This window comes from Tenacibaculum litopenaei (genome assembly GCF_964514025.1).
Classification (GTDB): Bacteria; Bacteroidota; Bacteroidia; order Flavobacteriales; family Flavobacteriaceae; genus Polaribacter; species Polaribacter litopenaei.
The window spans coordinates 1,209,945-1,224,751 of record NZ_CAZEQT010000006.1; the positions used below are offsets into that span (position 1 = coordinate 1,209,945).

14 protein-coding genes and 2 tRNA genes are annotated in these 14,807 nt (G+C 38.9%); 11 read left to right on the plus strand and 5 right to left on the minus strand.

Annotated elements, in window-relative coordinates; genetic code table 11:
• Nucleotides 1–65: 65 nt before the first annotated feature.
• The 9 genes from ACKTS5_RS14125 to ACKTS5_RS14165 all read left to right on the plus strand — a co-directional run bounded on the left by ACKTS5_RS14125 (nucleotide 66) and on the right by ACKTS5_RS14165 (nucleotide 10,185).
• Nucleotides 66–971, plus strand: a complete 906-nt coding sequence (locus ACKTS5_RS14125) for a DUF6607 family protein (RefSeq protein ID WP_408044526.1) — start codon at nucleotides 66–68, stop codon at nucleotides 969–971.
• A gap of 51 nt (nucleotides 972–1,022) precedes the next feature.
• Nucleotides 1,023–2,513, plus strand: a complete 1,491-nt coding sequence (locus ACKTS5_RS14130; protein ID WP_408044527.1) for an ankyrin repeat domain-containing protein — start codon at nucleotides 1,023–1,025, stop codon at nucleotides 2,511–2,513.
• A 4-nt stretch (nucleotides 2,514–2,517) separates the two neighbouring features.
• On the plus strand, nucleotides 2,518–3,012 hold the full coding sequence (locus ACKTS5_RS14135; protein WP_408044528.1) for a DUF2271 domain-containing protein: 495 nt from the start codon (nucleotides 2,518–2,520) through the stop codon (nucleotides 3,010–3,012).
• A gap of 8 nt (nucleotides 3,013–3,020) precedes the next feature.
• Complete coding sequence (locus tag ACKTS5_RS14140) at nucleotides 3,021–5,210, plus strand: PepSY domain-containing protein (RefSeq protein ID WP_408044529.1); 2,190 nt, start codon at nucleotides 3,021–3,023, stop codon at nucleotides 5,208–5,210.
• A 146-nt stretch (nucleotides 5,211–5,356) separates the two neighbouring features.
• The gene (locus tag ACKTS5_RS14145; RefSeq protein WP_408044530.1) at nucleotides 5,357–5,572 is read left to right on the plus strand and encodes a hypothetical protein; all 216 of its coding nucleotides are present in this window, start codon (nucleotides 5,357–5,359) and stop codon (nucleotides 5,570–5,572) included.
• Between the two features lie 4 nt (nucleotides 5,573–5,576).
• Nucleotides 5,577–6,665 (plus strand): hypothetical protein, encoded by a 1,089-nt coding sequence (locus tag ACKTS5_RS14150; protein WP_408044531.1) that lies wholly within the window; start codon nucleotides 5,577–5,579, stop codon nucleotides 6,663–6,665.
• 77 nt (nucleotides 6,666–6,742) lie between these two features.
• Nucleotides 6,743–8,794 (plus strand): sensor histidine kinase, encoded by a 2,052-nt coding sequence (locus tag ACKTS5_RS14155; RefSeq protein WP_408044532.1) that lies wholly within the window; start codon nucleotides 6,743–6,745, stop codon nucleotides 8,792–8,794.
• Nucleotides 8,795–8,799: 5 nt separating this feature from the next.
• Nucleotides 8,800–9,549: a LytR/AlgR family response regulator transcription factor gene (locus tag ACKTS5_RS14160; RefSeq protein WP_408044533.1), complete on the plus strand. Its 750-nt coding sequence runs from the start codon at nucleotides 8,800–8,802 to the stop codon at nucleotides 9,547–9,549.
• 72 nt (nucleotides 9,550–9,621) lie between these two features.
• The gene (locus tag ACKTS5_RS14165; protein ID WP_408044534.1) at nucleotides 9,622–10,185 is read left to right on the plus strand and encodes a YqgE/AlgH family protein; all 564 of its coding nucleotides are present in this window, start codon (nucleotides 9,622–9,624) and stop codon (nucleotides 10,183–10,185) included.
• On the opposite strand, the gene ACKTS5_RS14170 is transcribed toward ACKTS5_RS14165, so the two are convergent.
• Both ACKTS5_RS14170 and ACKTS5_RS14175 read right to left on the minus strand, forming a co-directional pair.
• Nucleotides 10,182–11,015 carry an aminotransferase class IV gene (locus ACKTS5_RS14170; RefSeq protein WP_408044535.1) on the minus strand — a complete coding sequence of 278 codons (834 nt, stop codon included), beginning with the start codon at nucleotides 11,013–11,015 and terminating at the stop codon, nucleotides 10,182–10,184. The genes ACKTS5_RS14165 and ACKTS5_RS14170 overlap by 4 nt on opposite strands.
• 97 nt (nucleotides 11,016–11,112) lie before the next feature.
• Entirely contained in the window at nucleotides 11,113–11,496 is a 384-nt protein-coding gene (locus ACKTS5_RS14175; RefSeq protein WP_408044536.1) for an START-like domain-containing protein, read from the minus strand.
• Nucleotides 11,497–11,602: 106 nt separating this feature from the next.
• Here ACKTS5_RS14175 and ACKTS5_RS14180 point away from each other — a divergent pair.
• Nucleotides 11,603–11,676 (plus strand) — tRNA-Met (locus ACKTS5_RS14180).
• 339 nt (nucleotides 11,677–12,015) lie between these two features.
• A tRNA-Met gene (locus ACKTS5_RS14185) sits at nucleotides 12,016–12,089 on the plus strand.
• Nucleotides 12,090–12,190: 101 nt separating this feature from the next.
• Here ACKTS5_RS14185 and ACKTS5_RS14190 read toward each other — a convergent pair.
• From ACKTS5_RS14190 to ACKTS5_RS14200, 3 genes are all read right to left on the minus strand, one after another.
• Nucleotides 12,191–12,694 (minus strand): hypothetical protein, encoded by a 504-nt coding sequence (locus tag ACKTS5_RS14190; RefSeq protein ID WP_408044537.1) that lies wholly within the window; start codon nucleotides 12,692–12,694, stop codon nucleotides 12,191–12,193.
• 116 nt (nucleotides 12,695–12,810) lie between these two features.
• Nucleotides 12,811–13,137 (minus strand): gamma-glutamylcyclotransferase, encoded by a 327-nt coding sequence (locus ACKTS5_RS14195; RefSeq protein WP_408044538.1) that lies wholly within the window; start codon nucleotides 13,135–13,137, stop codon nucleotides 12,811–12,813.
• Nucleotides 13,138–13,724: 587 nt separating this feature from the next.
• On the minus strand, nucleotides 13,725–14,267 hold the full coding sequence (locus ACKTS5_RS14200; protein ID WP_408044539.1) for an SMI1/KNR4 family protein: 543 nt from the start codon (nucleotides 14,265–14,267) through the stop codon (nucleotides 13,725–13,727).
• Between the last annotated feature and the right edge of the window lie 540 nt (nucleotides 14,268–14,807).

Genomic DNA, 14,807 nt, shown 5'->3' on the forward strand with positions numbered 1-14,807 from the left:
TTTTAATCAATCTAAATAAATTTCATATTTTTGCAGAAGAATATCATATTTTAAATACCGACAGAATGAAAAATGTACTCGTAGTTACCGCTTTAGCGCTGTTTTTAAGCCATACTGGGAACGCTCAAAGCAAAAAGAAAAAAGATCGAGAAGCTATCAAAAAAATGTGTGGTTGCTTTGAAGTGACCTTCAATTTTGCTGAAACATTCAACTATAGTAAAGATTCTCTTTACAAGCCTTCAAAAATGAAATCAGACAAAGCCTTAGAATGGGCACAGCTGGTGAAAGACGATAAAAATGAGATTGTAATTCAACATTTACTGCAAGTAGGAAATCCTGAAAAGCCTTATATCGTAAAACACTGGCGTCAGGATTGGTTGTACCAAAACCAAGATTTTTACCGTTATGACGGAGACAACAAATGGGTCTATGAGTTTAAACCAAAGAAAGAGGTTCGCAAGCAGTGGACACAAAAAGTATATCAAGTAGACGACAGTCCTCGCTATGAAGGTTCGGGTACTTGGGTACATGTAGACGGGAAAAGCTATTGGGAAAACACGACAGATGCTCCGTTACCAAGACGTGAGTATACGAAGCGAAGCGATTACAACGTAACTTTACGTGGAAATCGTCATGAAATTACAGATTACGGTTGGTTACACGATCAGGACAACCTTAAAATCATCAGAGAGTCAGGTAAGGACGACGTAAAACTAGCCGCTGAAAAAGGGTACAATACCTATGTACGCGTTCCGGATAGTCGTTGTCAAGGTGCCCAAGACTGGTGGAAAAAGAACGAAGCAAAGTGGCAGTTAGTAAGAAATACCTGGGATAATGTATATAACAGAAACGCCAACCTCAGCTTAGAGAAAAAAGTGGACAATAAACCATTGTACAAACACCTGTTTAAAAAAGATGTGAAGGAAGCAGCAAAAATTGATGCTATCATCGAATCTTTTATTAAAAAATAACAATTCCTAACAATGCTTTTCGGAGCATTGTTTTCATTTTTAAGAAAACTCATGAAACGATTTACACTACTATTACTGTTGCTGGTTACTACAGGAATTTACGCACAAGGAGAAAACGTGTTTTTATCGCGCTCTTTTTGGAAAAGCAATCCTTCTGTTGCCTTAATTAAAGATAAAATTAACGAAGGACACGATGCAACTGCCTTAAATCGCTATGCTTTTGACGGAGTGGTTTACGCCATTTTAGAAAAGGCTAACCTGGAGAGCATTCAGTATTTACTCAGTTTGGAAGGAAATGGCGTTAACAAAATTACCCATGATAAGAGGACTTATGTTTTTTGGGCTGCCTATGCTAACAACGTTCCTTTAATGAATTATTTAATTGCTAACGGAGCTCGTATGGATTTAAAAGATTCTCATCAGTATTCCGTGGCTACTTTTGCCGCCGCTACCGGAAAAACGAATACGGAAATTTACGATCTGTGTATTCAACACGGTATCGATTTAAAAAATGACCTCGATGGTCATGGTGCTCATGCCTTATTACTCCTACTACCTCATGTAAAAGACTTGAGTATACTTCCTTATTTTACAGCCAAAGGCATGCATTTGGAAGATGTGGATGCCGATGGAAATGGTGCTTTTAATTACGTGGCTAAAACAGGAAACACCACCTTATTACAAGTGTTGATTGAAAAAGGATTGCCGTATAAAAAGCTCAACAATAAAGGAGAAAATGCTTTTATCCTTGCCACACGCGGATCTAGAAAAGGTTATAATAGTTTGGAATTTTTCAAATATCTAACAGGTTTAGGATTAAACCCTGCTATCGTTTCTAAGGATGGGCAAACGGCTTTACACAACCTAGCATACGGAAATAAAGACTCCGAAACCCTAAATTATTTCATCGAAAAAGGGACACCTGTAGACCAACAGAATGCGGAAGGGAACACTGCACTTAGCAATGCTGCACGTCGCAATAACCTCGCTATCGTTACCTTACTCGCTGACAAAACATCAAATATCAATACCGCTAACAAAAAAGGACAAACCGCCTTGACGAATGCCATTTATGGAAATACTCCAGAGGTCGTAGCATTTTTGTTGCAACGAGGTGCCAATGCAAAGCATCTTGATAAAAAAGGGAATAGCATCGCGTATTACTTGGTGAAAGGATATTCTGACAGGGCTGTTGACAACTTCGATAAAAAGCTAGCGCTGCTACAGAAGCAAGGCATTGCTTTAAACCAATTACAAGCTAACAACAAAACCCTTATCCATATCGCCGTTGAGAAAAACAATTTGAATTTATTAAAAAAATTAACCGGTCTCAAGCTTGATATCAATGCAAAAGACAGCGATGGAATGACTGCCTTGCACCGTGCTGTAATGCAAGCCAAAAACACTAAACTTATCAAATACCTACTACAATTAGGTGCCGATAAAAAGATTGTTACTAATTTTGGCGAGTCTGTGTATGACCTTGCCAAAGAAAACGAGGTATTGCGTGCGCAGCAAACCGATTTAAACTTTTTAAAATAATCTTATGAAGTACACGAATATCATAAAAAAACTATGCATAGTGCTTATCACTGTTGGGGGATTGTACAGTTTTACAGCAACAGAAGCCGTTAATTACAAATGCCTTATCCAAATGAAAAATTATTCGGGTGAAGGTGCTTATGTTGTTATTTCGTTACTGGATGCCAATGCTAAGTACGTTGAAACACTCTACGTTCAAGGCGACGATGACGAGTGGTATGCCGACATTACCGAATGGTGGAACTTCCAAGGTAAAAAACGCGCAGATATCGATGCCATTACCGGAGCTACCATCAGTGGTGGTAATCGCTCGGTTAGCGTGATCAAAATTCCTAAAGACAAAATTGACGCGGGCTATAAAATCCGATTTGAATCGGCTGTTGAAGATCAAGAATACTACAAAGACGATGTAGAATTTGACTTGACCAGTGAGAATTTAGCCAATAAAATTGAAGGTAAAGGATTTATTAGATATGTTCGTTTAATACCGCAAGATTAAGTTTATATATGACCATTTCTATTTGGAGATATAGCCATTTAACACTGGCTATATCTTCTTTCGTTTTTATACTACTCGCTGCTTTAACAGGCGCTATACTGGCTGTAGAACCCGTTAAAAACACCTTAGAGGTTCCGCAGTTTGATTTACACGAATACTCCTTAGCAACCACCCTAACCGCACTTAATGAGCGTCATCAAGCGGTAAGTCAGGTCAAAATAGACGATTATCATCGCGTACAAGCGCACTTAGTAACCCGCGATGGAAAGGCTATCAAAGCCTTTGTTCACCCAGGAAACGGCCACATCATTGGCCGCCCTCAAAAACGAGAAAAGCTATTTAAGTTCGCACAAACACTGCACCGCTCGCTCTTTTTAAAGTCTACAGGACGCTTGCTCATGGGAATCAGTGCCCTCCTCTTATTTTTAATAGGAATTACTGGAATTGTACTCGTAGCAAAACGTCAAGGAGGCTATGCCAAGTATTTTCAAACCATCGTAAAAGAATCGGTTAACCAGTACTACCACGTGGCCATTGGTCGTTGGGCTTTCCCGCTGCTCATACTCGTAAGTGCTTCTGGAGTGTTTTTGAGTTTGGATACCCTAAAATGGCTTCCAAAAACAAAAGCGCAACGACAATCCTACACCTTACAATCTAACTTACCTACACAGCAAACAACGTCCTTCGCAATTTTTACAACTACGAAGTTAGCTGACTTAAAACGCTTGGATTTTCCATTTTCAGAAGATCAGGAAGATACTTTTGAGCTCAACCTACGCAGCAAATCACTCAGTATTCACCAATATACTGGCCAAATTTTACAGGAAACCAACGTCACAGACCTCCAAACGTATTACGAGCTTGCCTATTGGCTACATACCGGAAAAGGCACTTTCTATTGGTCTTTTTTATTGTTTGGTGTTTGTATGGCTTTGTTATTTTTTATCTACTCCGGATTCGTGATAACCTTTTCGAAACCTGTCCGAAGTAAACTACCTAAAAACTCGCAGTTAGCAACAGCTGCCGAGTACGTTATACTCAGCGGTTCGGAGTCAGGAGCAACCACACAATTCGCTTCAGCATTACACCATGCCCTTCAAGCCGCAAACAAATCGGTATTTACTACTACGCTCAATCAATACACTCAATATCCGAAGGCGAAATACCTCCTTATCCTGAGCGCTACCTACGGAGATGGTGAAGCACCGAGTAATGCCCGTAACTTTCTAGAACGATTTCAAAACACCTCCAATCCACAACAGCTTCAATATGCTATTATTGGATTTGGTTCTAAGGCCTACCCTAAATTTTGCCAGTTTGCCGATGATGTTGCTGCAGCACTCGCGAACCGAGCAAATTTTAAGGAATTATTGCCGTTGCATAAAATTAATCAACAGTCCGTGGATGCCTTTAGCCATTGGGTTCGAGATTTCAACCGAGTAACAGGACTTGCTATCAAGGTGGTTCCGCCCAAACGTACCATCCCCAAACTATCGAGCTTTCGCGTAGTACACAAAACAGGATTGACCGAGGCAGGAACCTTTATGCTACATTTACAACCACTGAAAAAAACAGCATTTCAATCGGGAGATTTACTAGGAATATTCCCTGAAGCGGATGGCATTGAGCGCCTCTATTCGATTGGAAAAATCAACGATAAGCTCGTATTGAGTATCAAAAAACACGAATTGGGAGTCTGCTCTACCCTACTTTCAAGGCTCAGCCAAGGAGCACTAGTGCAGGGACGCATCAAAGCAAATCCAAATTTTCAACTTTCAAAAAAGAGCAACAACGTACTCTTTATAGCAAACGGAACAGGTATCGCTCCCTTTTTAGGAATGGTACAATCAGGAACTGCCTCAAAAAACTTTAGTTTGTACTGGGGAGGAACTACCAAAGCTGCATCTCAGCTATTTGCTCCTATTTTAGAACAGGCAGAGCAACAACAAAAACTGCGAGCATGTCACCTGGTGTATTCCAGAGAAAATTCCGAAAAACAATACGTTCAGGATGCTCTGCGTCGCAATAAACACGAACTACGTACCCAATTACTCGACGGTGCAGAAATGTACATCTGTGGCTCACTGGCAATGCTACAAGCTGTTCGGGAATTACTAGACTCGGAAATATTGAAGGATACCTCACTCAATACAGCAAAACTCCTTCAACAAAAACGTCTCAAAACGGACTGCTACTAATCCTAAACAAACACCTCTTCAACAGCTCTCTTCACGGGAGCTGTTGCTATTTTCGACGAATTCTAATTTCATCGATACGAATTCTAATTACCGCCAAAAAACGCTGGGCTTCTCTCCTACCTTTGAAGTATCAAAAGCACAAAACCATGATAAACAATATTCCATATACATTCATATTAATCCCTTATTTAACCAAATACCGCGAAGTTAAAATCCATACAGATGACACTGGACAGATCATTAAAACGGAACGATTAGAAAATGGGTTTTGGTCTACCGATCGAAACTTATGCAAACTCTTAAACACCTATGCTAATCAACCGTTGCCTACAGAAAATTTAACAGTAACCTTAAAACAATAAAATTATGAAAAAAGTAATCAGCACCACAGCATTAGGATTGAGTTTAATTCTAGGAACCAGCAGTTTTATGAGTTGTAAACAAGCGAAAAGTGAACAGGCTACTCAACATAGTACTCACCAAGAAATGGCGGAAACGGTCAAAAGTCCGTCCAAAAAATCAGTGAGAACACCCGTGGTTTTCTTAACCGGATACGACAAAGACCAAGCGGGATACTACGAAGGTGCCAAAAAGTACTTTGGAGGTAAAAACTATCAATTGGTAGAAGGAACCTTTGCCATAGAGGAAATTATTGACTGGCTCAACACAAACGCCACCGCACATCCTTATGGAGATATTCATATTGTAAACAACAACAAACCTCAGTTCGGTCTCCAACTTGAAACCACGGTAAACGGAACAAAGGCCAGCGCTAAAAATTTACAAGAATGTATCGATAACGGTAGTTTACCAGCTTTAAAAAACGTACTAACTGATGAGAGTAAACTAATTTTCCACATCAATGAATTGGCTCAAAACACCCAGTTAATTAATACCTTAAAAGCTGCTTTTATCACGGATAAAACACCTCAAGTAATTGCTTCTCCGTATTTCAGTGTGTTTGGAGGATCGTTTAGCAATCATTACATGGCACAGCCGTACTACGTATTTTACCCAACGGCAGAATCGCCAGGAAAAGTTGATTTATCGAAAGAAATTGCAAAGAAATACCCAAATGAAAAGGAGATAGAATGGTATTCGGCGCTTACCAATGAGCGCGAGCGCTATGTTGGTGAGCCCTATACCAAACAGTACAACGTTCCGGTTACCTTGGAAATAGACTACAAAAATTCGGATGATGAAATTCCGAGCTTTACCTCAAATGCCGAACTCATCAGTTGGATCACCAATCATACAGAACTGAAAAAGGAAGTGGAAAAACTGAATATTCCCGTTCATAAATTTCGTTGGAGATACCGTGTTAAAGATAGCCAACTCACCATTACCGGGCTCAGTACAGTACTCTGTGTACTCAAACCCATCACCAAACCCTATGGCGATTTGGAGCACGTAAAACCAGATACCAACAACAAACGATTGTACGCCATGAAGTAAAAACAATTCGCCCCAATAACCGCTCATTGTGAGCGGTTATTTGCTAGGGGCTTCATATAATTTAGTAAGTTTGTTTTATGAAACTAGGAAAGTTACTTATTGCTATCGGATATTGGTGGTTCCTCGGGGTTGTACAGGGACAGGCGCCTCAAGAAAACAGCTTTGTGCTCACCAATAAAATATCGTTTGACACACAGTATCAACGTCAAAAAAATTACAGTGTAAAAAATGGATTATTGAGCAATCGCGTTACGAGCATTACCCAAGACAGTCTAGGCTATTTGTGGTTCGGATCTAACAAGGGAATCACGCGTTTTGACGGTAGAGATTTTACTCATTTTACCAGAAAAGACGGCTTGCAAAGCAACTACTTCACTACGCTAGTTCCGTTGGAAAACCAATTACTACTTGGGAGCAATGAAGCCTTCTATATTAAAGATCAAGATGCTTTCCGCTATTTCGAAAGTAAAAAAGTACATTGCATTGCTCAGTTGGATGCGAAAATCGTACTCGGTACGGATAAGGGAATTGCCCTAGTCAAAGACGATTTTATCAGTCCACTTCGAACCAATATGACCATAGACCAACATCAGGTAAACGCGCTCGCTTACGCCTTTAATTGGTATTGGTTGGCCACTCCTAAGGGCCTTTGGAAGCTCGACCACCTCACCGTACCACAACAAATAAAAAAAGTATGTGATGGCAATGTCACCGCCTTGCTAAAAGGCGAGCAGCAATTGATTGCCACGACCAAGAATAAGGGTATTAAGCGAATAAGCCCAACTGAAATAACTACCCTATCCACCACGCTTTACAATGTTGCCGGTATCAAGTACATCAAAAACCAATATTGGCTCTTTTCGCATACCCATGGAATTGAAATCTTAAACCGTGATTTTAGTTTTAACCGTAAAATAAACAAATACAACTCACTCAATACCAACTCAATTACAGACATCGCAGAAGACCGTCAACAAAATATATGGATTGGAACCTCAAATCGAGGACTGATAAAGCTGGAGAGTTTGCTTAAAGCCAACAAAGAAAAACCCGCCATTTCTTTTGAAGATATCGCGGTAGTCTACCAAACAATTGACAGTATAAACTTTAACAACTACAACGGTATCTTACAACTCCCTCCAAGTAAAAACCACTTGAGTTTTACCTATAAATCAATTGATATCAACAACCCCAAAAAGGTGTATTACCGATACAAGCTCAATGACGAATACAGCCCGTGGACCAATCACAACCAAGTAAATCTGGCCAATTTACAGGCGGGATCTTACACCTTTCACGTACAGTCAAAAATCGCTAATGAACAGGAAAGCTCTCCCATTGCCTTTCAATTTTACATCGATAAGCCGTTTTACAAAAAAACTTGGTTTTTGTGGAGCAGTGGTATTGGCGTGTTTTTACTGATAGTACTGAGCGCCTATTTGACCGTAAAAAAAATACGTGCTAAAAACGAAGCGAAAATTCAACAATTGGAACTAGAAAACCACCTGTTGACCCTTGAGCAAAAGGCATTACAACTACAGATGAATCCTCATTTTATTTTCAATGTACTCAACGGTATAAAATCGATGGGACTGGCTGGTAAAACCCAAGAATTGACCTTTACCATTAATAAATTCTCGAGTTTATTAAGAAGTATACTCAATACATCACGTCAGGAAGAAGTAAGCCTTCAAGAAGAAATTACAACCTTGACTAATTACTTGGCCTTGGAACAGCAGATGAGTCCGTTTAATTTTGATTTCAAGATCAGCCCTAACCTATCTTGTGATCCCGAAGAGATACTCATTCCGCCGATGCTTATACAACCTTTTGTTGAAAACAGTATCAAACACGGAATTCAACACAAAAACGACGGATCTATAACTCTTAACTTTTACGATCGACACGATTTTTTACATTGTGATATTATCGATAATGGGATGGGAATTTACCAGTCGCAAAAAAATAAAACGACGCAATCACACAAATCACTCGCCATTAAGGTTACGAAAGAACGCATTGCCAACTTAGCCTACGGAAGCGCTCTCACTTTTGAAGAATTACAAGAGAACGATCGCGTTGTCGGTACCAAAGTTTCCATTAAAATACCACTAAAAACAGATTTTTAAACGCCATGACAGCACTTACTGCCCTCTTAGTTGACGACATTCCTGCCGCTCTTGACCTCCTCAAGAACGACCTCAACACCTATCACCCTGAAATTGAAATTAGCGGTACCGCTCACAGTGTAATCTCAGCTTCTAAATTACTGAGTTCACAGCAACCAGACCTCTTATTTTTAGATATCATGCTAGGTGATGGCACTGGATTTGACGTATTAGAAATTCATCCGAACCTAAAATCAAAAGTAATATTCGTAACGGCTAGTGATGAATACGCCATTAAAGCCTTTAAGTTTGCCGCCATAGACTACATTCTAAAACCCTATAACCCCGAAGAATTGAGTGAGGCCATCGAAAAAGCGAAACGCCAGTTACACCCAAACAAAGAACAGCTATCTGTACTTCAAGAATCCATTAACCAACCTCACAAACGCCCTAAAAAGATCTCGCTGCACACCTCTGATAAGATTCAAGTCGTGAATTTAGACGACATAGTGCACTGCAAATCGGACAATAACTACACTGAATTTTACATGAACGACGGTCAAAAGATCCTTGTGGGTAAAACATTAAAATACTTTGCGGACATCTTAAAAGAGTATGAATTTTTACGTGTACACCAAAGTCACCTTATCAACTTACACTTTGTAAAAGAGTACGTTAAATCGGACGGTGGCTATATTGTACTGCACAACAAACAAAGCATTCCCGTTTCTGTGCGAAAGCGAAATGAAGTAATCGAAGCGCTTCAAGGTTTATAATTTAACATATTTCACGTTTTGTGTTAAAGTTTTATTAATTTTTACTTATATTAGAGTTTTAAATACACTTATATGAGTAGGCACATAGTAAAACCGAGTAAGGGTAGATTGTTGATTGCGGAGCCTTCGATATTAACTGATCAATCTTTTAACAGAACCATCATTTTATTAACTGAACATTCTGACGACAGTTCAGTAGGTTTTATAATGAATCGACCATTACATTATAGTTTAAGAGATTTAGTCCCGGATATTGATTGTGACTTTACGGTGTATCACGGAGGTCCCGTAGAGCAAGACAACCTGTATTTTATACATCAGGTTCCCGAATTATTACCCAACAGCATTGAAGTGAATGACGGTATATATTGGGGTGGTAATTTTGACTGTTTAAAAGAGCTGTTAAACACCCACCAAATACAGCCCAACGACATTCGTTTTTTCTTAGGATATTCTGGCTGGGGTTCTCAACAGTTAGAAGATGAACTGCGCACCAATTCGTGGTTTGTATCAAAAAACAAGTACCCTAATATTTTCAATATTAAAGACGAATCGTATTGGAAGGATCAACTTCTAGAAAAAGGGGGCGAATACCAATTATGGGCAAACGCACCCAGTGATGTGCAGCTTAACTAGCCCGTAATACTGGCGATGCGTAAGCTGTTTTGTAATTTATTTGCAATTGCCGTCCCAAATACCTTTTTGCGATAGTGGGTAACGGGCTGGATACCTGTGATTGCATTGGTAATAAATACCTCGTCTGCTTTTTGGATATCAAATGGAGAAATTACTGTTTCCTCGATGGTATATTCTGGGTGTTTTTCTAAGATATCAATAAGCTTTTTCCTAATGATTCCCTTAATACATCCCTCCGTTAAGGCTGGCGTTTTGATCGTAGTTCCTTTCACTAAAAACACGTTTCCATTGGTTGCTTCAGCAACGCCTTTACGTTCGTTTAATAGAATACAATTGTCATACTCGTTTTCCTCAGCAAATACTGCGGCCAAAGTATTGAGCATTCTATTGGTCGTTTTTACGGTAGAGAGCATTCCGGAATAGTTATAGAAATCTTTGTACAAATCAATTCGATACTGCTCTTTCACCTGACTGTTGAGTGCTCCAGCTTCGATAACAAAATCAACTTCATTGGTCGCTGGTGTATACAGCCCGCCATCTTTTCTGTAAACCGTAAGGCGTACGCGCATCACATCAGCGAGGTTTTCCTGAGCTTTCACCGTTTTTAGCACCTCTTCTTGTAAGTATTCTAAGGTAAAGGCCATTGGAATTTTCATACGTAACATACGCATAGAAGCCATCAATCTAAAATAATGATCCTCGAAAAAGACCGCTTTACCATTGAGGACTTTAATACTCTCAAAAATACCATCACCGTATTTAAACGCTCGGTTCTGATAGGTAATTTGGAAATCGTTTGATGGAATTAAGGTTCCATTAATATTTACCATGGTGTTAGTTTTAGGTGGCAAAATTACTAATTTCAGAAAAGTTACGGCATAAAAAAACCCGACAATTGTCGAGTTAATTTATGAAACAAAAAGGAAGCTAGGCTCCAATTGTATGTTTTAGCTCCTCAATTTGATTTTCCCACAACATCTTTGCCTCTTCTACCTCGTCATCTCCATCGGCAAAATCCGTAACTAATACCGCTACATCTTTGGTAAGCGGATCTACATTAATTTTGAACTCGAAATAGCTTTCATCTCCTTCACTCTCGGTCCATTTAAATTTAATGCGCTCATCGGCTTTATTAGCAATGATTTTTGCTTCCTCTTCAGCATCATCCCAAATAAAAGTAATTTGTTTTCCTCTCGAGTTCACTCGATCAGCGAACCACTCTTCTAATCCGGCAGGGGTGGCTAGATATTGATACAGCATGCTGGGAGAAGCATGAATTGGGAATTCTAGTTCAAATTTAACTTTACTCATTTACATTATTTGTTTGTGCGACAATATAGAGAAATTAAAATTAAAAAAAAACTTATTTTAAATATTGCTCAATCAAAAAATGTTGCTATATTTGCACCCGCAATCAGGCGAGGTAGCTCAGTTGGTTAGAGCGCAGGATTCATAACCCTGAGGTCACGGGTTCAAATCCCGTCTTCGCTACAATAAACTCCAAAACCCTATAAACACTGGGAATTTGGAGTTTTTTCTTTTTAGAAAAACTATGATTTAACAGTATACTTCCTCCTTCATTTTAGGAGAAATTCAGTTTAGAACTCCCAGTTGTTTCCGGTTTGTACCACACAAAAAAAAGACGGTTTTTACCAAATCCTACACTAGTTTTCAACATTAAATCGCCTGTTCAAAAAGCAGTCGTATCCATAGCAGCAGCTGTTAAACCCCTAACTTACTCAAAACGTAAAACTTACCAATTCTTTCGCAATTGACGGGCTGGTTTTATTGCATAACTAAAAAATGTTGCTATATTTGCACCCGCAATCAGGCGAGGTAGCTCAGTTGGTTAGAGCGCAGGATTCATAACCCTGAGGTCACGGGTTCAAATCCCGTCTTCGCTACAACAAACTCCAAAACCCTATCAACATTGGGAATTTGGAGTTTTTTTTTATTTATTCGCACCCTTCAAAATCGCCATACAAAACACATCAATTCCATGTTTTTAGGTCAAATACCTCATGATACTGTGAAACTTGTATATCGAAATTACTCCCAAAATGAGCAACAGTGAGAATATGATAAAGTCGCGGTTCAGTTGTGCTGCAATACGATTAAAAGTATCTTTTTTACCCAAGGCATAAAAATCGACAGCATGGTCATTATGCCACACCCAAATAACATCTCCCACATCCGCCGGTGTTTTAGTCCCGAAAATTTCCCAAACGATTCCTTTTTCCTTTTGGTCAGAAAAATGAAGATACTCCTTTGATCCCAACGAAAAATCAACACGCCCAATAGTAGCAGTGTCTTTCAGAATGCAATAGTCGACTGCAATCGTTGTATGCCCTTCATCAGTGTCGTATTCAACGGTTTTTATACGTGCCTCCGTAAGTTTATACTCGTTTCTATATACTTGTTTTTTTCCGATATCTATTAAAAACAATATATAAATAGGTACTGTTAAACAGTTAAAAAGTACGGTCATCTTTAGGAGTCCCTTTATCATCTTTACAATTTTTGCTATACCAGTTTTTACTCATTCAAACGAACGCGAAGTTCTTTAGTCTGCGCCATTCTCAACAAAAACACAGCCGAACCTTTAGATATCAACGCACTTCCTCTTTATTTTAAGGCATACACATCCACTTCGATTACTTCTTCTGTATCGGTGAGAGTTACCTTGGTTTTTATCCGTTGGTAGGCCGCACCCTCAAACGCATCCAACTCCTTCCAGTGATCCTTTAAGTTCTCTGAATAGAATACAAAGCCCCGAACTTTAGCAACTTTGTTTTCAAAGCGTATTCCTGGAAATCCTTTTTCTGCCCCCCAACCTTCTTCAAATAATTCTCCAAAAACAAAAGCATCTTTCCATGTGCCTCCTATATTTTTTAAAATATGCTCATTAGGACGGCCGGGTCCTAAGGTTCCGTAAACAAATAGCTTTTCCATTTTCAACTTGTGTTTTAGTTATTTTTTACATTTTATTGAATACACGCTGTTTCAGCTCCATAAAAAATAATGGAGCCTCACTCCGCTAAGTTAACAAAATAAGGTTCTAATTATTTTAGTAACTTTACACTATGAAAAATGAAAATCTACTACCCTTTTCGGATGTTATCTCTACGAAAAAACACCCACTTTTTGTCAAACTTACGGGACTGCTTTTAGCTGTAATACTAATTAGTACGCCACTTTCACAAATATTACCGGAATTCCAACAATGTTTTTGTTTTAATCAATGGCAAACTCCGGGACTACTTTATTTAATCTCCCCTTGTATTTGCTTTTAGTGCTATTTTATTGGCTGTGTCATGAGCGCTCACTGGTGGCATATTTAACTCCTTTGATGTAGAGATACAACGCTATAGCGCACTTCGAATATTCGTCAGATGCCTCTTCACCTATACCGGCTCCTAAAAAATAGTTTTCCTTTAAAGCAGTAAGCCTCCCCCTCTATATTAACTTGTTTCCTATGAGGCTATTTTACAGAGAATTTAAGAGGAAGCAATAGCATTCACTAGACATGAATCGTTGCATTATTGTTCCGTTTGTTCTTCGTGCAGCGATATCATCATATCCTCAAAACTGTCATACACAAATTCAAAACAATCACAAGCTTCAGGATCCCAGAGCACAATAGCATATTCTTCACGGTCATTTTTAGCAGTTGTATCAAAACACAACAACGCCCAGTCCTCCCAAGTAGCGAAAGGTATTTTACCTTTATCAAACACCTGTTCTTTTGACGATTCATCAAAGATCATAGCGCTTAAGGAAGTCTCCCAAACACCTGCTGGATGTTCGCAAAACGAACAAGCCCCAATTTGAAGTTCGTAAAAATGCTTGTACTTTAAGAATTGTTTATACGATTCCGGTAGCGTACAGCCGATACTAGACTCAAACCTTTTTAACTCCTTATCCGTAACCGCACTTTTAATGGGATACCAAATTCTCCACTCCTCCTCAATATCTTGTTTAGCATCAGCCATTGCAGGCACTATCGGAAGTGGAAGTTTGTTTTGCTTATCACATACAAGTGCGTCCAAATAGACATCGATGATCTTCTCTATATCGTTCATGATCTAAAAATTGCGAAACATCGTTTCGTTCTGAGCTAACTTAAAAAAATTAATTGGATTCTCATTTTTATATAGGAGCCTTTACAAAGGGAATCTCATAGTTCAACGAAGAAATTACTTTCTTAGTTTTGAAAAGTAAACCTACAGATTGACCGTTTCACACCGTTTAAAACAACCTCATCACTTATCTCATCTGAAACTAGTCTAAAATTGTTTTTGTTTACACCACCTACAAACTATGGATCCTTAAGATTTTTTAAATTTCAGAAAATCGCAATCCAAAAAAGTAAAAATCACAACTTTTAAAAGGTGCTAAATTGACTACAAAAAACGATCAAGTTCCTTCCCTTTAAAAACACCAGAATACCAGAGGTCCAATCATATTTTCACATTTTTATTTTGATGTAGTCCAAACCCTGAGTCAAATGGCAATGTTTAAGCCACTGGGGAATTTCTATCTTTTTTTGGGAGAACAATCAAAGTTACATAAACAGAAAAGCGCCAACATAAGTTTGCGCTTTTACTATTTTTTAAAGTTTC